At 33.6% G+C, this 17,853-nt stretch carries 23 protein-coding genes; 12 read left to right on the top strand and 11 right to left on the bottom strand.

Going from position 1 to position 17,853, the window contains the following annotated elements; all coding sequences use genetic code 11:
• Positions 1 to 10: 10 nt before the first annotated feature.
• The 3 genes from C8C85_RS13065 to C8C85_RS13055 form a co-directional block, all read right to left on the bottom strand.
• Positions 11 to 556, bottom strand: a complete 546-nt coding sequence (locus tag C8C85_RS13065) for an RNA polymerase sigma factor (protein ID WP_116797453.1) — start codon at positions 554 to 556, stop codon at positions 11 to 13.
• 22 nt (positions 557 to 578) lie between these two features.
• On the bottom strand, positions 579 to 899 hold the full coding sequence (locus tag C8C85_RS13060; protein WP_116797452.1) for a hypothetical protein: 321 nt from the start codon (positions 897 to 899) through the stop codon (positions 579 to 581).
• Between the two features lie 91 nt (positions 900 to 990).
• Positions 991 to 1,857: a protease complex subunit PrcB family protein gene (locus C8C85_RS13055; protein ID WP_116797451.1), complete on the bottom strand. Its 867-nt coding sequence runs from the start codon at positions 1,855 to 1,857 to the stop codon at positions 991 to 993.
• 183 nt (positions 1,858 to 2,040) lie between these two features.
• Between C8C85_RS13055 and rmuC the strand changes: the two genes are divergently transcribed.
• The 4 genes from rmuC to C8C85_RS13035 all read left to right on the top strand — a co-directional run bounded on the left by rmuC (position 2,041) and on the right by C8C85_RS13035 (position 5,088).
• Positions 2,041 to 3,414 carry a DNA recombination protein RmuC gene (rmuC, locus tag C8C85_RS13050; protein ID WP_116797450.1) on the top strand — a complete coding sequence of 458 codons (1,374 nt, stop codon included), beginning with the start codon at positions 2,041 to 2,043 and terminating at the stop codon, positions 3,412 to 3,414.
• Between the two features lie 6 nt (positions 3,415 to 3,420).
• Positions 3,421 to 3,786: a 6-phosphogluconate dehydrogenase gene (locus tag C8C85_RS13045; protein ID WP_116797449.1), complete on the top strand. Its 366-nt coding sequence runs from the start codon at positions 3,421 to 3,423 to the stop codon at positions 3,784 to 3,786.
• Positions 3,787 to 3,790: 4 nt separating this feature from the next.
• Positions 3,791 to 4,339: an acyl-CoA thioesterase gene (locus C8C85_RS13040; RefSeq protein ID WP_116797448.1), complete on the top strand. Its 549-nt coding sequence runs from the start codon at positions 3,791 to 3,793 to the stop codon at positions 4,337 to 4,339.
• A gap of 209 nt (positions 4,340 to 4,548) precedes the next feature.
• Positions 4,549 to 5,088, top strand: a complete 540-nt coding sequence (locus C8C85_RS13035; RefSeq protein WP_116797447.1) for a YceI family protein — start codon at positions 4,549 to 4,551, stop codon at positions 5,086 to 5,088.
• Between the two features lie 2 nt (positions 5,089 to 5,090).
• Here C8C85_RS13035 and C8C85_RS13030 read toward each other — a convergent pair whose 3' ends face one another.
• Positions 5,091 to 6,002: a TIGR01777 family oxidoreductase gene (locus C8C85_RS13030; RefSeq protein WP_116797446.1), complete on the bottom strand. Its 912-nt coding sequence runs from the start codon at positions 6,000 to 6,002 to the stop codon at positions 5,091 to 5,093.
• Between the two features lie 118 nt (positions 6,003 to 6,120).
• On the opposite strand from C8C85_RS13030, the gene C8C85_RS13025 reads away from it, so the two are divergent.
• The 8 genes from C8C85_RS13025 to C8C85_RS12990 all read left to right on the top strand — a co-directional run bounded on the left by C8C85_RS13025 (position 6,121) and on the right by C8C85_RS12990 (position 12,898).
• A complete protein-coding gene (locus C8C85_RS13025) occupies positions 6,121 to 6,780 on the top strand; it encodes a TetR family transcriptional regulator C-terminal domain-containing protein (protein ID WP_116797445.1) in 660 nt (219 codons plus the stop codon).
• Entirely contained in the window at positions 6,780 to 8,087 is a 1,308-nt protein-coding gene (locus tag C8C85_RS13020; protein WP_116797444.1) for an ABC1 kinase family protein, read from the top strand. The genes C8C85_RS13025 and C8C85_RS13020 overlap by 1 nt, the downstream gene beginning before the upstream one ends.
• A 4-nt stretch (positions 8,088 to 8,091) precedes the next feature.
• Positions 8,092 to 8,247 carry a DUF2256 domain-containing protein gene (locus C8C85_RS13015; protein WP_116797443.1) on the top strand — a complete coding sequence of 52 codons (156 nt, stop codon included), beginning with the start codon at positions 8,092 to 8,094 and terminating at the stop codon, positions 8,245 to 8,247.
• Complete coding sequence (locus tag C8C85_RS13010) at positions 8,234 to 9,718, top strand: cryptochrome/deoxyribodipyrimidine photo-lyase family protein (protein WP_116797442.1); 1,485 nt, start codon at positions 8,234 to 8,236, stop codon at positions 9,716 to 9,718. The genes C8C85_RS13015 and C8C85_RS13010 overlap by 14 nt, the downstream gene beginning before the upstream one ends.
• A 17-nt stretch (positions 9,719 to 9,735) precedes the next feature.
• Positions 9,736 to 10,020, top strand: a complete 285-nt coding sequence (locus C8C85_RS13005; RefSeq protein WP_116797441.1) for a TIGR03643 family protein — start codon at positions 9,736 to 9,738, stop codon at positions 10,018 to 10,020.
• A 13-nt stretch (positions 10,021 to 10,033) separates the two neighbouring features.
• Positions 10,034 to 10,717: an SDR family NAD(P)-dependent oxidoreductase gene (locus C8C85_RS13000; RefSeq protein ID WP_116797440.1), complete on the top strand. Its 684-nt coding sequence runs from the start codon at positions 10,034 to 10,036 to the stop codon at positions 10,715 to 10,717.
• 20 nt (positions 10,718 to 10,737) lie between these two features.
• Positions 10,738 to 11,349, top strand: a complete 612-nt coding sequence (folE, locus tag C8C85_RS12995; protein WP_243412109.1) for a GTP cyclohydrolase I FolE — start codon at positions 10,738 to 10,740, stop codon at positions 11,347 to 11,349.
• 130 nt (positions 11,350 to 11,479) lie between these two features.
• Positions 11,480 to 12,898: an SDR family oxidoreductase gene (locus C8C85_RS12990; protein WP_116797439.1), complete on the top strand. Its 1,419-nt coding sequence runs from the start codon at positions 11,480 to 11,482 to the stop codon at positions 12,896 to 12,898.
• Between the two features lie 116 nt (positions 12,899 to 13,014).
• Here the strand turns inward: C8C85_RS12990 and uraH are convergent, their stop codons facing one another.
• From uraH to C8C85_RS12955, 7 genes are all read right to left on the bottom strand, one after another.
• Positions 13,015 to 13,422, bottom strand: coding sequence for a hydroxyisourate hydrolase (gene uraH, locus C8C85_RS12985; protein WP_116797438.1), 408 nt, complete (start codon positions 13,420 to 13,422; stop codon positions 13,015 to 13,017).
• Positions 13,423 to 13,443: 21 nt separating this feature from the next.
• A complete protein-coding gene (locus C8C85_RS12980) occupies positions 13,444 to 13,890 on the bottom strand; it encodes a heme-binding protein (RefSeq protein WP_243412108.1) in 447 nt (148 codons plus the stop codon).
• A 146-nt stretch (positions 13,891 to 14,036) separates the two neighbouring features.
• Complete coding sequence (locus tag C8C85_RS12975; protein WP_116797437.1) at positions 14,037 to 14,606, bottom strand: Crp/Fnr family transcriptional regulator; 570 nt, start codon at positions 14,604 to 14,606, stop codon at positions 14,037 to 14,039.
• 364 nt (positions 14,607 to 14,970) lie between these two features.
• Complete coding sequence (locus C8C85_RS12970; protein ID WP_116797436.1) at positions 14,971 to 16,266, bottom strand: cryptochrome/photolyase family protein; 1,296 nt, start codon at positions 16,264 to 16,266, stop codon at positions 14,971 to 14,973.
• Positions 16,266 to 16,727, bottom strand: coding sequence for an SRPBCC family protein (locus C8C85_RS12965; protein ID WP_116797435.1), 462 nt, complete (start codon positions 16,725 to 16,727; stop codon positions 16,266 to 16,268). The genes C8C85_RS12970 and C8C85_RS12965 overlap by 1 nt, the downstream gene beginning before the upstream one ends.
• A complete protein-coding gene (locus tag C8C85_RS12960; RefSeq protein ID WP_207786933.1) occupies positions 16,724 to 17,404 on the bottom strand; it encodes a lycopene cyclase domain-containing protein in 681 nt (226 codons plus the stop codon). Before C8C85_RS12960 ends, C8C85_RS12965 begins: the two co-directional genes overlap by 4 nt.
• A gap of 1 nt (position 17,405) precedes the next feature.
• Positions 17,406 to 17,846, bottom strand: coding sequence for a sterol desaturase family protein (locus C8C85_RS12955; RefSeq protein ID WP_116797434.1), 441 nt, complete (start codon positions 17,844 to 17,846; stop codon positions 17,406 to 17,408).
• Between the last annotated feature and the right edge of the window lie 7 nt (positions 17,847 to 17,853).

The raw sequence follows: 17,853 nt of genomic DNA, 5'->3' as shown, positions 1-17,853 counted from the left end.
TGGTATTTTATCATGCTATTTTACAATTTAATACAGCCAAAATTCTTTTTTTCAAAATACTCTTGGCTCTATTCAGATTCGATTTCGACGTTCCTTCTGAAATTTCAAGCAACTTTGCAATCTCCTTGTGCTTCATTTTTTCGAAGACAAACAAATTGAAAACCATTCGGTATTGGTCGGGTAATTCTTGAATGTATTCCAATAACTTTTCTTGATCAATTGAAGCCAGTTCTAACTCTTCTTCCTCAATTACATCGGTATCAAAAACATCCAGAAAGAGTACATCTTTTTTCTTTTTCTTTAGTGTTTCCAGTAATTTATTGATGAAAATTCGTTTAATCCAACCTTCAAAACTGCCTTCAAATTTGTATTGTCCCATTTTTTGAAAAGCAATTACAAAAGCCTCCTGAAAAACATCTTTTGCATCATCTTCATTTCGCATGTATTTAAGACATAGCCCATATAAAACAGGAGAAAACAACTGATAAATTTTCAGTTGTGCTTCCCGGTCGTTTTCGACACATTTTTTTATATATAGTTCTATGTTTTCTTTCAAGAAATAAGTTTTAAACTCGTTATTATTTTCTTTTAGCTAAATTTAAATTGGCAAAAACAATTGGAGCATTGGATACTTCTTTTTGATTATTCAAAAACAAATCGTCATTGCTATAAATTCCCAAAACATCTTCTACAAAAATAGGTCTTACTTTTGTAGTATTATCAAATTTATTTTTGACCGTCTCAACAGGTGTAAATTCTCCTTCATCTGTAAAAATAAAAATTTTCCAGGCCCAACTCTCCATTATTTCTTTTTTGGAATTTGAATCAAAACCAGCATCGTCATTAGCACATGAACAAAAAGTAAGAGCAATAAAAATTATAAAAATTAATTTTTCCATTTCGCAAGTATTAAATATTGATACTGGTTTTCATCTTCAATTCCGATTTACTATCCGCAAATCATCGTTTGTCTTGATAACTAACCCTCTTTTATGATTTTGTTTTTAACTCAGTTATTTTGTCTTGAATTACTTTCTTAAAAAGGATAATGTTTTGCGTTTGATCTGCTGAATTATCGGCATCTAAATATATTTTAGTTACAGTGCCAGCTTGACTCCATTCAAAATATACACCGCCTTGATCATGGGAATCAGGTGAGCCAAATGTTTTTGTTTTCCCTTTCAAATCTTTAATTTCAGTTGGGATTTTCAAAAGAAAAGCTGCAAAATCATCTTTAAAACCTAACGTTTTGTAACTGTATTGATTAAAATCATAAGAACCATAATTCACTTTTAGATAATGAAGAACTTTTGCGTTTTCTATTCTAAAAAATTGTTGGCAATCATTCCCAGTACAGTTACCAAAATAAGTTCCCATAACTACATAATCATTAATTTGATTCGCTTTCTTAAATAAAATGGGTTTGTTTGATTTTGGAAGTATAACATAGTCTGCTGGGTAAGTTATAACAGTAGTTACAACCTCATCCTTTGTTGGTTCTTTTTCAAAATACTCAACAACTATTTGGCAATCATCTTCAACCACTGATTGAATTTTTATGGCATATCCACTTGTTGGTTTTGGTCCAGCATAAATCCCCAATATTCTTTTCTGAGTAAAATCCGGTAGCGCGACATTGACAGTTTGACAAGTTGTAAATATTTTTTGTACATCTTCACTTGAGTTTAAAATCACAAAAGAATATTGTTTTGGGTTTTCTTTCAAAACACCGCAATAACTAAAACTCTCATAAACTACATTGGTAATACTGCCGCAATTTTGCGCATTATCATCAGATATATCATTACACGAATAAAAGCTTAAGGCAACAAACAAGATTGAAATTAAATTCTTCATATTATATTTTAATTGGTTTTATAATAAAGATGGCTTTATTATAAAAAGGTTGCGTTGCAATCTTAAAAAAAAATAAAATTGTTCGTTTAGTATTAGATTTAGAATAATTCGTGAAATTTCATTTTTTAAAATTAAGTACTACGTATTAATGCGTACTTTTACTTTTTTAAAAAATGAAATTCTATGTTAACAACTCTTCCTTTATTATTGGTTTTTATTATTGCTCTTGCAATCGGTATCTTTATTGGTAAACTCATTTTTTCGGCACGATTCCAGTCGGAAAAAGTAAGCCTGGAAGAGAAATTAATCGCACTGAATTCACAATTCAACCAACAAAAAGAACAATTTTTATTGGATAAAAACACTTTCGAAAAACAACTGGAATTATCCAATTCCGAAAAGGAAAACATTCGAAACGAGAAAGACAGTCTGGCCATTCAACTTTCTAAAAAAGAAGTTGACTTTGAAAATCTTTGGGAACGCAACAAGGAACAAAAAGAGGAAGTCGAAAAACTTCAGGAAAAATTCACCAAAGAATTTGAGAATCTTGCCAATAAAATATTGGAAGAAAAATCAAATAAGTTTACCGAGCAAAACAAGGAAAACATGAAAAATATCCTGTCGCCGTTACAAGATAAAATTCAGTTATTCGAAAAGAAAGTCGAAGACACACACAAGGAAAGTATTGATTACCATGCTGCTTTACGCCAACAAATATTGGGTTTACGCGAAATGAATATTCAAATGAGCAAGGAAACCATCAACTTGACCAAAGCCTTGAAAGGTGACAGCAAAATGCAAGGTAACTGGGGCGAACTAGTGCTGGAACGCGTACTGGAAAAATCAGGATTGGAAAAAGGACGCGAATACGAAGTACAGCAAAGCCATATCACCGAAGATGGAAATCGAGTATTTCCGGATGTTGTCATCAATTTGCCTGATGGCAAAAAAATGGTTGTCGATTCTAAAGTTTCTCTGGTTGCCTATGAAAAATACATCAACGAAGATGACGATGAAACGACAAAAAATCGTTATTTAAAAGAGCATGTCAATTCGATAAAACTTCACGTAGAACAATTAGGAAATAAAAATTATCAGGATTTATACCAAATAGAAAGCCCCGATTTTGTTTTGTTATTTATCCCTATGGAACCTGCTTTTGCTATAGCCCTAAATGAAGACACCACCTTATACAACAAAGCATTCGAAAAAAACATCGTAATTGTTACACCATCTACTTTATTGGCTACTTTACGCACCATTGACAGTATGTGGACCAACCAAAAACAACAGGAAAACGCTTTCGAAATTGCAAGACAAGCGGGTGCATTATATGATAAATTTGAAGGTTTTGTCGCCGATTTGATAAAAATTGGAAAAAAGATAGACGAGAGCAAAGTAGAATACCAAGGCGCCATGAACAAACTGGTAGACGGAAAAGGAAACCTGATCACCAGCGTTGAAAAACTTAAAAAAATGGGAGCCAAAGCCAAAAAAGCACTTCCCGACAATATTTTGAAAAGAGCGGAAACAGACGAGAATTCACTTTTAAATTAAGACAAAATGAAAAAAGTCCTTGCCTTTATTATAGTTGCAATTACGGTTGGTTTTCTAAGCTATTTTGCTTTCATCTATTATGTTCCTGTCAGCGAAGGAATTCGATCCGGAGAATTGATTCGATTGAGCCACAAAGGCATTGTCATAAAAACTTGGGAAGGTGAATTGAGCCAAGGAATTTCCGGTGCACAAATTTTCAAATTTTCTGTTTTGGATAGTGACAAAGAAGTGATTGAACAAATGAAGATCTTACAAGGACATTACGTCAAACTTACTTATGTAGAAAAATACAGAACCTTTTTCTGGTGGGGAGAAACCAGATACTTTATCAAAACAATACAAAAAGAAAAATCCCCTTTTAACCAAAACTAAACCTATGGAGAAAATATACAAAACAGTTGCTTCATCGCATGTCAGCATTTCGGTATTAATGCTGCCTTCACATACCAATTTTAGCGGAAAAATTCACGGTGGTTATATATTATCTCTTCTTGATCAAATAGCCTTTGCCTGTGGATCCAAATTTTCCGGAAATTATTGTGTTACAGCCTCCGTAGATACTGTCAATTTCTTGAAACCTATTGAAGTCGGTGAACTAGTGACAATGAAAGCCTCTGTAAATTATGTTGGAAAAAGCTCTATGATTGTTGGGATTCGAGTAGAAGCCGAGAACATTCAGACTGGTTATAAAAAACATTGTAATTCTTCGTATTTCACTATGGTTGCCAAAGATAATGAAGGCAATAGTGTGGCAGTTCCGGGCTTAATACTATCGAATTTTGAAGATGTAAAACGTTTTTGCAATTCATTAAAACAAATAGCCCTAAAAAAAGAACGCGAATTGCACGAAGAAGAATTCAATTACACCTCAAAAGAAACATTGGAGGGACTAAAAAAATACAATATTCAAATCAATTTGGATTAATTTTTTCTTAAAAACAATAAGTCCCTAATTTACTAAGCTTCTGAGTAGAACACTCACTGAAAATATTTTTTTTAGACACTAAAATCTATTTAAAGAAGCCAATATCAAAAGATCGATCTTTTGATATTGGCTTCTTTTTTGGCGTAATTTTAAGAGTATTGTCACAAAAAAAAACGTAACTTTAGATTAAACCTATAATAGAAATAATTATGAAAAAATTTACTCTATTAGCCTTGTTGTTTGTCTTATACCCCCTTAGTGCCCAAAAAAAACTAAGCACCTCAAAATGCACCATTTACTTCGAAGCTTCTGTACCATTATTTGAAGCCGTTGAAGCAAAAAACGATGCAGTTGACTGTACATTGATTCCAGACAAAAGCCAAATCACCTTTACTGCTGTCATTAAAAATTTTCAATTCAAAAGAGATTTGATGAAAGAACATTTCAATAGCAATTACATGGAAAGTGACCGCTATTCGAAAGCTATTTTTAAAGGAGTTATCGAAAAATTTGATTTGAAAATTGTAACTGAAACTGAAAAAGATTTTCAGATAAAAGGAAAACTAACACTCCATGGTCAAACCAGGTTGATTACTGTAAATGCTAAAATTAAAAAAGTAGATAATGGAATCCAGATAAACTCCCATTTCACATTAAATACAGACGACTTCAATATTGAAATCCCAAGTATTGTAATTGCCAAAATTTCAAAAAGTGTAAATACTCAAATCGATTGTATTTTAAACTAATCTTATTTCAAACAATCTTTCAGTGCCTTTTTGAGGTTTTTGAATTGGAATCTAAAGCCCAGTTTCTTTATTTTATCCGAAGAGACTCTCCTTCCGGTCAAAACAATATCGGCCATTTCCCCCATTCCTATTCGGATTAAAAAAGCTGGAACTTTCGGTAACCAAATTGTCTTACCAAGAGAATTCGCCAATGCTCTGGAGAAGGATAAATTAGTAGTACTGTCGTTAATCGTGGCATTGTACGCCCCAGACATCTTATCGTTTTCAATCGCTTCGATATACATCATACATAAATCGTATATGTGAATCCAAGGCATATATTGCTTCCCTGACCCTAAAGCACTACCTAAACCTCGTTTAAAAATTGGAGTAAGTTTTTTTAATATTCCTTCATCTTTACCTAAAACCAAACCGGTTCGAATTTTTACGGTTCGAATACCCAAACCTTCCATCAAATCGGCTGATTTTTCCCATTCTTGACAAGTCACTCCAATAAAGTCATTGGCTGGCAATGTGTTTTCGGTACAAATGCCTTCCCCGTTAATGGCTCCGTAAAAACCGATTCCTGAAGCCGAAACAAAAGCTTCAATCCGTTTATTGTGTTTTTTCAAAACGTTATAAATCAATTGAGCTGATTGTGTTCTGCTGTCCCTGATTTCAGTTTTTCTCGTGGCAGTCCACTTTTTTTCGGCAATATTCTCTCCTGCCAAATGAATAATATAATTGGCATTGAGCACAGCAGCTTCTTCAATATTTTGACTAGATACATCCCAAATATAATAGGTAACTCCCTCTATATTTGGTTTACTATTTCGTGTAAGTATTGAAACAGAAAAGCCTCTTTCCAACAATATTTCGGTCAATTTTTTACCAATAAATCCAGTACCTCCAGTTATTAAAACATTTTGCTTCATTACTTTATAAATTAGGGGCAATCAATTAAAACTATACAAATATAAGTTAATGTTTTGTTTAACATTATTAATAATACGTTAAACATTACTACCTTTATACACAAATAAAACTTAAAACATGGCAACTAAAAAAATAAATTTATCCAAAGACCTCATTGTCTCAATGTATATGAACTATACTTTAGAACATAATGAAAAACCAAAGTCTGTATTTCATTTTTCAAAAGTGAATGGTTTTACAGAGGCTGAATTCTATACATTTTTTGGCACATTGGAAAGTATTGAAAAGGAAATATTCAATATCCTTTTTGACAAAACAATCGAGCTATTGCAGAAAGATGATAATTACGAAAGTTACGATATGAAAACCAAACTCTTGAGTTTTTATTTTACTTTCTTTGAATTGATAACCGCCAATAGAAGTTATATAGTCATGACTTTGAAACAACATCAAAATCAACTAAAAAACCTAATGATTTTATCCGAATTTAGAAATAAATTCAAAGATTATATCTCCGAGATAATCACTGATGATTTCCTAATCAAAATTGAAAAGCTACAGCAATACCAAGAAAAAGTATTAGCGGAATCATTTTGGATTCAATTTCTATTAACCTTAAAATTTTGGATGGAAGATTCCTCTCCTTCGTTTGAGAAAACGGATATCTACATCGAAAAATCGGTAAAAGTTTCTTTCGAATTAATAGACATTACACCAATAGACAGCTTAATAGATTTTGGAAAATTCATTTTCAAAGAAAAAATAAACAACAAATAATGAAAACGATAGACTACATACCAACTTCCAAAATAGAAAGAGCTTCAAAACTAGTGCAAACCGGTGCCAAAGTAGGCGTGAATTATTTGAAATATTACGGAGAAAAAATGGTCAATTCTGATTTGACCCGCGACAAACTCAATGAAAACAATGCCGAGGATATTTACGATGGTCTAAAGAGTCTCAAAGGCAGTGCTCTAAAAGTGGCGCAAATGCTAAGTATGGACAAAAGTTTCTTGCCACAGGCGTATGTGGAAAAATTTTCATTGTCACAATTTTCAGTACCGCCTCTGTCGGCGCCTTTGGTTTTGAAAACCTTTAAAACCAACTTAGGAAAAACGCCTTTTGAAGTTTTTGACGAATTCAATGCCAATTCGGTTAATGCGGCTAGTATTGGACAAGTACATATTGCCACGAAAAATGGTAAAAAACTGGCCGTAAAAATTCAATATCCTGGCGTTGCCAATAGCATTTCTTCTGATTTGGCTTTGGTAAAACCCATTGCTATTCGAATGTTTAATTTGCAAGGAAAAGACTCCGATAAGTATTTTAAAGAAGTCGAAGACAAATTGATTGAAGAAACCAATTATATACTCGAACTCCAACAAAGTCAAGAGGTCGTTGCCGCCTGCAAAAAAATAGAGCATTTAGTTTTCCCCGAATATTATCCTGAGTTCTCTTCTGAGAAAATCATCACGATGGACTGGATGACAGGAATTCACCTTTCTGAATTCACCGCCAAAAACAAAAATAAGGAATTAGGAAACCAGCTGGGGCAAGCGTTATGGGACTTTTATATGTATCAAATTCATATTTTGAAGAAAGTACATGCAGACCCGCATCCCGGTAATTTTTTGGTTAACGATAATAATCAATTGGTTGCTTTGGATTTTGGCTGCATGAAGAAAATTCCAAATGATTTTTACGTTCCGTATTTTGAATTGGTCGATCCAAAAATTCTCGACAACCCACAATTGTTCAAAAAGAAACTTTTTGAATTAGAAATCCTAAGAACGGATGATTCTGCGGAAGAGATTGTCTATTTCACTCAAATGTTTTATGATTTATTGTCTCTCTTCACCCAGCCTTTTCAGGGAGAAACCTTTGATTTTTCGGATCCGGAATTTTTTGGAAATATTGCACAACTCGGAGAACGATTTTCGAAAGACACCAACTTAAAAAAAATGAACGGTAATCGTGGTTCGAAGCATTTCATTTATATGAACCGAACCTTTTTTGGTTTGTACAATTTGCTGTTTGATTTGAAAGCTAATATTGTGGTGAATCAGTATAAAAAATACGAATAAAGGTTTGAAAAAATCAGGGTTGCCGTCAAAAATTTGTGTGGTATGTAAACGTCCTTTTAATTGGCGTAAAAAATGGAAACATATTTGGGATGACGTAAAATACTGTAGCGAAAAATGCAGGAGAAACAAAATCATTAGCAAAAAAAATGAGCACAAATAAAAGTCATATCAATGTAGTTTGGTTCAAAAGAGACCTTCGCTTGCAAGACAACGAAGCTCTATTCAATGCCATTCAGTCCAATAAACCTACTTTGTTATTGTATGTTTTTGAAAATTCATTACAAAATGATGGCCATTATAGCGAGAGACATTGGAACTTTATCAAACAATCCATTAAAGACATCAATCAACAGCTTGTTACTTTTAATACTAAAATTTTAAGCGTTTCGGGCGAAGTGATTTCAATTATCAATTCCATCCAGGAAATTTACAAAATTGACAGTGTTTTTTCTCATCAGGAAACAGGTATCAAAACTACTTATGAAAGAGACAAATCCTTTAAACGCTTTTGCAAAAACAATATTATCCATTGGAAAGAAAATATCAATAATGGAATCTTTAGAGGATTAGAAAACAGAAAAAAATGGGTAAGCCTTTGGGAAGAATATATGAATTCCAAGCAATTTCCTTTTGAAGCAACTTCTCAAAATTTCTTATCTCTCGAAAGTATCCAATTTTTAGAAAACAGTTTCGAAACCGTTTCGCTGGAAACCATTCCAAATGATGTTTTTCAAAAAGGAGGAACTACGATGGGCAATAAATATTTAGAAAGTTTTTTTTCTAATAGGTATTTGGATTATAATCGCAATATTTCGAAGCCTTTATTGGCCAGAAAAAGCTGCAGCCGTTTATCGCCTTACATCGCTTGGGGAAATTTATCCTCAAGACAGGTTTTACAAAAGGCCGCCAATTTTCGATTTATCAGTACTGACAAAAAACAAATTGACTCTTTTGTCTCCAGATTAACATGGCAAGCTCATTTCATACAAAAATTTGAAATGGAAGAAATCATGGAATTTGAAAGCGTAAACAAGGGATATCATACTTTAAAAAAGAAAATAAACGATTCTTATATCCAAGCTTGGCAAACAGGACAAACAGGATTTCCAATAATAGACGCTTGTATGCGATGTCTGAACGAAACGGGCTACTTGAATTTCAGAATGCGAGCTATGGTCGTTTCCTTTTTTACCCATAATCTTTGGCAACCCTGGCAAGAAGCAACCCAACATTTATCCCAAATGTTTCTGGATTTTGAGCCCGGAATTCATTTTCCGCAATTGCAAATGCAAGCGGGAGAAACCGGAATCAATATGCTGCGCATTTACAATCCTTTAAAAAACAGTTTAGAACACGATCCTAATGGAGAATTTATAAAAAAGTGGGTTCCGGAATTACAAAATCTGCCTATTCCTTTTGTACACAATCCATCAAAAATGACTTTTTTGGATCAGAAGTTTTGCAATTTTGATTTAGGAGTTGACTATCCAAAACCAATTGTTAATATAGACAGAACCAGAAAACACGCTAGCGATTTTTTGTGGGAAATGAAAAAAAATCCTCTTGTGAAAGAAGAAAACAACAGAATCTTAAAACTACACACTATGGCTGATATCGGAGATAGTGACTAATCCCAAAATTGTATAGGATGAATTTACAAATTAAACTAACACCAATAGAAATAGACCGAATCATAGAAATGGCTTGGGAAGACCGAACCACTTTTGATGCAATTCAGATACAATTTGGTTTAAAAGAACAAGAAGTAATCAACCTTATGCGTGCCGAAATGAAGCCTTCCAGTTTCAAAATGTGGCGCGAGCGAGTGCAAGGCCGAAAGACAAAACACGAAAAATTAAGAAACTTTCAAGAAGGCCGATTCAAATGTTCCAGACAAAGACAAATCAATAACAATAAAATATCAAAAAGATAATTTTTAGAAAAATATGCGAAACATAGTAATCATTGGCGGTAGCAAAGGAATTGGAAGCGCTATCCTATTGCAACAATTAGAAAACAATAAAGTATATAACATCAGCAGGACGACTCCTGACATCACACACCCTAACTTAATTCATTATCCAATTTCGATTCTTGAAGATGATTTACCCGAAATTGAAGCCGTAGATGTTCTTATATATTGTCCCGGTTCAATTACACTAAAACCCATTTTGAGTTTGAATCTTGACGATTTTAGAAATGATTTTGAAATCAACGTAATTGGCTCTGTAAAAGCGATTCAGAAATATTTGCCTGCTCTAAAAAAAGGAAATAATCCTTCGATTGTATTATTTAGTACGGTTGCGGCAAAACTAGGAATGCCTTTTCACGCCAGTATTGCTACTGCAAAAGCTGGAATTGAAGGTTTGGTAAAATCCCTCGGTGCCGAATTGGCTTCGGTGGTTCGCATAAATGCAATCGCTCCGACGATAACCGAAACTTCGCTTTCGGCAAATATTCTTAGAAACGACCGCATGAAAGAAAACATGGTGGAACGCCACCCGATGAAAAATTATCTAAAACCCAGTGAAGTTGCCGAAATGGCAAATTACCTAATTTCAGAAAATGCAAAATCCATTTCTGGACAAGTTTTTGAAATGGATTATGGAATCGTAAGTTTTAAAATTTAATAAAAAAAAGCAAAAAAAAGATGATCAAAGAAATGAGAAGTTACGAGAAAATCGAACAATACGACACCGAAATAACAGAACAACTAGCCCAAAACTACAAAAAAATTATTGGTGATTTAGGTGAAGATGTAACAAGAGAAGGACTCGAAAAAACTCCCGAAAGAGTAGCAAAAGCAATGCAGTATTTAACACACGGCTATGAATTAGATCCGTTAAACATATTAAAATCGGCATTGTTTTCTGAAGACCACAAACAAATGATTGTAGTAAAAGATATAGAAGTATATTCGATGTGCGAACATCACATGCTGCCTTTTTTTGGCAAAGCACATATTGCTTACATTCCCAACGGAAAAATTGTTGGCTTAAGTAAAATTCCCAGAATTGTCGATGCTTTTGCCAGAAGAATGCAAGTACAAGAACGATTGACTGACCAGATTAAAAACTGCATACAAGAAGCATTGAACCCTCTTGGCGTAGCTGTTGTCATCGAAGCACAACATATGTGCATGCAAATGCGTGGAATTCAAAAACAAAATTCGGTAACAACAACTTCTTCCTTTACAGGTGCGTTCGAAAAAGACAAAACCAGAAAAGAATTTATAAGTCTCGTTTCAAACAAATTGAGCTAAATCATAAAACAAAACCAATAAGAAATAATTTATCTGCCACGAATATTACTCCTAATTCGTAAAATTCGTGGCTTTTTTTTAGAAGTCATTCTTAAGAGTAAAGTTCTAATAAAATTAACATCAATATAATATGAAAATTCTTTTAACAGGCGCAACAGGATACGTAGGCAAACGACTTTTACCAATTTTGGTAGAACAAGGCCATGACGTAATTTGTTGCGTGCGGGACAAGCAGCGTTTTTTTTGTCCAAAAGAATATGAAAATAAGGTAAAAGTAATCGAAGTTGATTTCTTAAAAAAAGACTCTTTAGAAAACATACCAAAAGACATAGATGCCGCTTATTATTTAATCCATTCCATGTCAGGTTCAGCTAATAATTATGATGAATTGGAACATACTTCGGCTTTAAATTTTGTAGAACATATCAATCTGACGAATGCCAAACAAGTCATTTATTTAAGTGGAATTGTCAACGACCAATCACTTTCCAAACACCTATCCTCACGAAAAGCAGTAGAACAGGTTTTGAATACGGGAACCTTTGCTACGACCACATTGCGAGCCGGAATCATAGTAGGTTCCGGTAGTGCATCCTTTGAAATTATTCGGGATTTAGTTCAAAAATTACCCATAATGGTTACCCCGAAATGGCTCAATACCAAATGCCAACCCATAGCTATTGCAGATGTTTTGGAATTTTTGACAAAATCACTTTTAAACCCATCAACGTATAATCAAAGCTTTGATATCGGCGGCCCAGACATCCTCACTTACAAAGAAATGCTTTTAGGCTTCGCCAAAGCCATTCACCTCAAAAGATACATTTACACCATACCTGTAATGACTCCAAAATTATCTTCTTATTGGCTGTATTTTGTAACCTCGACCTCCTATAAATTAGCATCGGCATTGGTAAGCAGTATGAAAGTCGAAGTCATTTGCCGAGACAACAGCATCAATTCCATTTTGAATGTTACGCCTATGCCTTATGAACTGGCATTGTCCAAAGCCTTAGTCAAAATTGACAATGACACTATTGCTTCGAGTTGGAAAGATGCCATGATTAGCGGGCAATTTGTGGGCAACGTAAGCGACTATCTCAAAGTACCCAAGAAAGACTGTTTTATCGACCGAAGAAAAATGGAAATCCAAGATAGAGCGTTTACCATTAACCAAATTTGGTCCATTGGTGGTGAAACCGGCTGGTATTACGGAGATTGGCTTTGGGAGTTACGCGGATTTATCGATAAACTTTTTGGAGGTGTAGGTTCTCGAAGAGGACGCACCAACAAACACGACATTCATGCCGGTGATGCATTAGACTTTTGGCGGGTTTTGTATGCCAACAAAGACGAGGGCAAACTCATTCTCTATGCCGAAATGAAACTACCTGGAGAAGCCTGGCTCGAATTCAAAATCATCAACAATACTTTGTACCAATCGGCAACTTTTAGACCCGAGGGTATTTGGGGAAAATTGTACTGGTATTCCGTTTTGCCTTTTCACGGTTTTATTTTTAAGGGAATGCTCAATAAGTTGATTCAATAGTTTTCCTCTTTTTTACTCAAAAAATAATTTAAATTTTCAAAAAGAAAGGATTATAAGAGCCTTTTTTTGCCTCGTTTACTAAATATTATACAGTATTTTTCTCATTTCCCTTACTATTAATTACCTCTATAAGTCGAGTAACCATAGGCTGAAAGTGTTATTGGAACGTGGTAATGATTATTGTCTTTGATTTGGAATACAACTTCAATAAAAGGGTAAAAACTATCCGTGTTATTTTTTTTGAAATAATCGCTAGTATAGTACGTCAGTTTATAAATACCTGTATTAGATTTTTCTGAATTTAGAAAATCAGAAACCCTACCATTTGAATCAGTAGTTTTTTCATCAATAAAATTCCAAATTTTTGACTGTTGATTATATTTCTCTAGTTTAATAGTCACTCCTATAGCTGGTGTACCTTTAGATACATCTAAAATATGACTTGAAAGTTGATAGTTATTTTTTTGAGCAAAAGCTCCTGCTGATAATATGGATAAAAGGATGGTAACGATTAATTTTTTCATTTTGTCATTTATTAAGTTTAACTATTTTGTTGTTGTAATTCCGATTTCAGGTATGGAAGCAGACTTGGCTATCAAATCATCATTTTCAGGACCACCACCACCTGCCACTCCAACTCCACCGATTATCTCACCTTTGAACCAAATCGGAACTCCACCGCTCAATAACAATAACTCTGGAAGTGTATTTAAATTTTTTGTATCAATATTTACTTCTGCGCTTCTTAATAATAAAAGTGTAGATGTTTTTGTAGATAAAGCTGTATAAGCTTTTCTCCTTGCGGCCTCCGTGTTATGTGGTCCAACACCATCTCCTCGGATAATTAAAATAGTGGATCCAGAAGCGTCTATTATGGCCAAAGAAACTTTTTTGTCTAGTAAAGATGCTGCTTTTGCAACACGATTCGCCAACTCCAACGAGGCTTCAAGAGTTAAATTATTAACTGCCTTTACGTAGTAATCAACCGGCAAGAGTAACTTTTTTATGTCAGTATTATTTTGTCCAAAACATATACTTGAACTTAGCAGCAGAAATAAGAATTGTATTTTCACGTCATATTTGTTTCTGCAAAATTAATGACAGTAAAAATCAAAACTGTTGCCCTATGTCAACGTTTTTACAATTTGGATTTTATTCTACTTAACGTTGATGGAGATATTCCTAAATAAGAAGCCACCTTCTTATTTGATACCCTAAGCAACAATTGTGGCTGATTTTCAATTACCCATTTCACCCTATCTAATGCACTAAAACCCTGAAAACCATAAATTCTTTTTTGTGCTACTATAAAACCTAGCTCTAAAATCTCAGTGTATATTTTTGCAAATTCAGGTACCGTTTTAGTTAGATAATAGAAGTCCGTTCTTGAAATACAAAGCAATTCAGACTTTTCAATTGTTTGTAAAAACTCTTCGGCAGGCAGTTGGTCAATAAAACTTGGTAAAGCTGTAGCAAAACTTCCTTCAAAAGCAAAATATCTTGAATTTTCCTTACCCTCCTTAGTTGTAGTAAATAAACGAATGCAACCTTTATTTATAAAATAGTAATGTTTACAAACTTGGTCATAACTTAAAAGTATTTCATTTCGCTTTGTTATTATTAGTCTAAAACAGGATGATATTTCCTCAAGTGTTTTGTCATCAATATCGGTTTTACTTCGTATAAATTTCTCAAGAGTTGAATACATTGGTTTATGATAATCGTAGTTAAAAATAGTATATAAGGTAATGAAAATAAAGTAGGGCTGAGACTAAATTAAGTCCCGTTTCGAATATGCCACATGAATCCCAATGCAAAATCATTTTTCTCACTAAGTCAATTAGCCAAGTTAATCGCAGCAAGTGTTGTCGTTTTTTTTATTTACGATTGTAATAAAAGTTCATCTAAAACTCTTTTCACATTTTTATTTTAAGGATTAAGACCTATAAATTTTTTGTACATTATTGTTCTCTCTTCTTTTTTTACTAATTTTCAATAGAACTTCTGCACAACTGTCATAAACGTTTCCAATAATTCACGATTTTATAAATGTTTGTCGGTGGAATAAAAAATCACTTCAAAATCCCCGTTTTATAGACAGCAATCGCTCGGTCTCTCGCAAAAGCATGTTCTACCATTGGCTGTCCGTAACCTAAATCAAATTCAGGAATCCATTTGCGGATATAAATTCCTTTTTCATCAAATTTTTTCAGCTGAATGTCGGGATTAAAAACCCTAAAATAAGGTGCCGCATCACAGCCCGTTCCTGACGCCCATTGCCAGTTGCCGACATTAGCCGACAAATCATAATCCAATAATTTTTCGGCAAAATAAGCTTCGCCCCATTGCCAGTTAATCAGTAAATGTTTGCATAGAAAACTCGCCACCACCATACGTACTCTATTGTGCATATAACCTGTTGCATTGAGCTGACGCATTCCTGCATCCACCATAGGATAACCTGTAGTTCCTGTACACCAGCGCTTGAAGTCTTCCTCATTATTGCGCCATTGAATTCCATCATAAGCAGATTTGAAATTATGGCTGACTACTTTTGGGAAGCTAAACAGAATTTGCATAAAAAATTCTCTCCATATCAATTCACTCAAAAAAACATCGTTTTTATGAACCGCCCAATTCACTAATCTTCGGATACTCAATGTTCCAAAACGCAAATGGGGTGATAAATACGAAGTGCTGTCTATAGCAGGAAAATCTCTGGTTTCATGGTAATTACTTATTTGTGTGAGATTATGTGGCTGTACTTTTATGTTGCTTTCCTCGAAACCTATTTGTTGTAAAGTGGGAAAATCAAAATTGCTTTTGTGAAAATTATAGAAATAACTTTGGGTATCGTATTCTACAAGCGGCGCTATGGATTTGTATTTTTCCAACCATTTATTTTTGTATGGCGTATAAATAGTATAGGGTAATCCATCCGCTTTCGTGATTTCTTTCTCTTCAAAAATGACTTGATCTTTGAACGAAAAACAAACCGCATTATTCGCTTTTGCCAATTCTGAAATGGCTAAATCTCTTTTAATAGCATAGGGTTCATAATCTTTATTGAAGAAAACTTTCGAAATAGCAAACTCTTGAAAAAGAGATTCCCAAACTTCAGTTGTTGTTCCTTTTTTGATTAAAATTGAACTACCTATGGCTTTCAATTTCATATTTATTTTACTGAGTGACTCGTGTATAAAACCAACACGGGCATCGTTTTTTGGCAAACTATTCAGAATATCAGTGTCGAAAATAAACAGAGGAATGACAGGATAATCGGATCCCAAAGCATGATACAAAGCCACATTGTCTTCGAGACGCAAATCGCGTCGGAACCAAAAAATAGATACTTCTTGTTTTTGCATTATTTTGAATTGAAAATTTGATCAACTTTTACAAAACGGTACTCAAAGATCTCTTTCAGTTTGTTTTTGACAATTAAAGCATTCATGATTCGCCCCAAAAACCCCAAAGGCAATGCATAATGTACAACATCGGTCATTTTGACTCCATTTTCAGTTGCCTCAAAAAAATGCTTGTGGTGCCAAAAACTATAGGGTCCAAAACGTTGTTCGTCTATAAAATAGGATTTGTCTTTTACTTTGGTAATCTCGGTGACCCAATTTAATTTTAATCCCAAAAGGGGAGAAATTTTGTATTGAATAATTTGTCCAGCATACATCAATTGGTTATCAAAATCGGTGATTTCAAATCCCATAGACACTGGAGTTATTTTTTGCAAATTTCCTGGACTGGAGAAAAAAGCCCAACATTCATCCAAAGTTGCATTGACATGTTGAACACTTTCTTTTTTATATACTTTCATTTTTCTCTATCAATTATTTTCATCAAAACTAAACTCATCAACAACATTGTAAAAGCATAACCAATATCTTCAACAGGAATTGTCCCCAATCGAATACCTAAATTCTGGTTATCATTGTAAAAAACAACCGGTTCTTCTATAAAACTCCCCGTAAGAATTCCATTTACAAGTAAAAAAGGAATCAAGATTATTAAAAAAGTAATGAAATAGGTTTTTAAAATTGTAGAAAACTTAAAAACGGCTATTGTTAAAACAATTACAAACAAACTAAGATTTACAAAAGTGTACCATCTATCATAATTTAACACTGTCACTGGAACAATGAGAACCATCAAAAACCAATAAATCTTTTTTACGACAGTATCGCTCAAAGCCACATTGGGCAAGAAATACTGAAAAGAGAAATGAATAAATATACTGGCGTAAGGGATGCAAATAAAAAAAAGCCACTCCTCTATTGGCAAACCAAAAAATTCTATTCCGGAATGGTATCGTGGATTAAATCTCCAAACTCCCATTTGGGTAAAAATAATATCCCAAATAATAAAAAATAGCGCCGTTATAATCAAAGAAGGAAAAATGACTTTCCAACGCTTACTGTATTTCATTCTCTTTTCAAAACTATACAGAAACGGAATTAAGAACGAAGCAATATTCAAAAAAAGATATAATGACATATTAAATTTTATAATATTTGAAAGGCACAAACAACATTCCAAAACATTCACCATCCTGTTTCCCTAAATGTTTGTGATGCATTTTGTGGGCCTTACGCAAACCAACTAAATATTTGTTTTTAGTTTTCTTGAACCACTTAAAACGTTGGTGAATCAATACGTCGTGAATCATAAAATAGCAAAAACCGTAAGTTGTTATTCCTAGAGCAATGAAAAATAAATAATTCATTCCGCCCTGTACTCCAAAATAAAAAAGCACAATACTGGGTATGGCAAAAATCAGAAAGAATATATCATTTCGCTCGAATGTATGCTCATATTTTGGCTGATGATGATCGGCATGAAAATACCACATAAGCCCATGCATAATATACTTATGAGTGAGCCATGTAATACATTCCATAAATAAAAAAACACTCAAAAAAATAAAAAAGGAAATCATATTCTTT

Origin of the sequence: Flavobacterium sp. 103 (assembly GCF_003096795.1) — a bacterium.
Classification (GTDB): domain Bacteria; phylum Bacteroidota; class Bacteroidia; order Flavobacteriales; family Flavobacteriaceae; genus Flavobacterium.
Note: the sequence above shows the minus strand (reverse complement) of the source record. Positions and strands in the feature narration are given on the sequence as shown.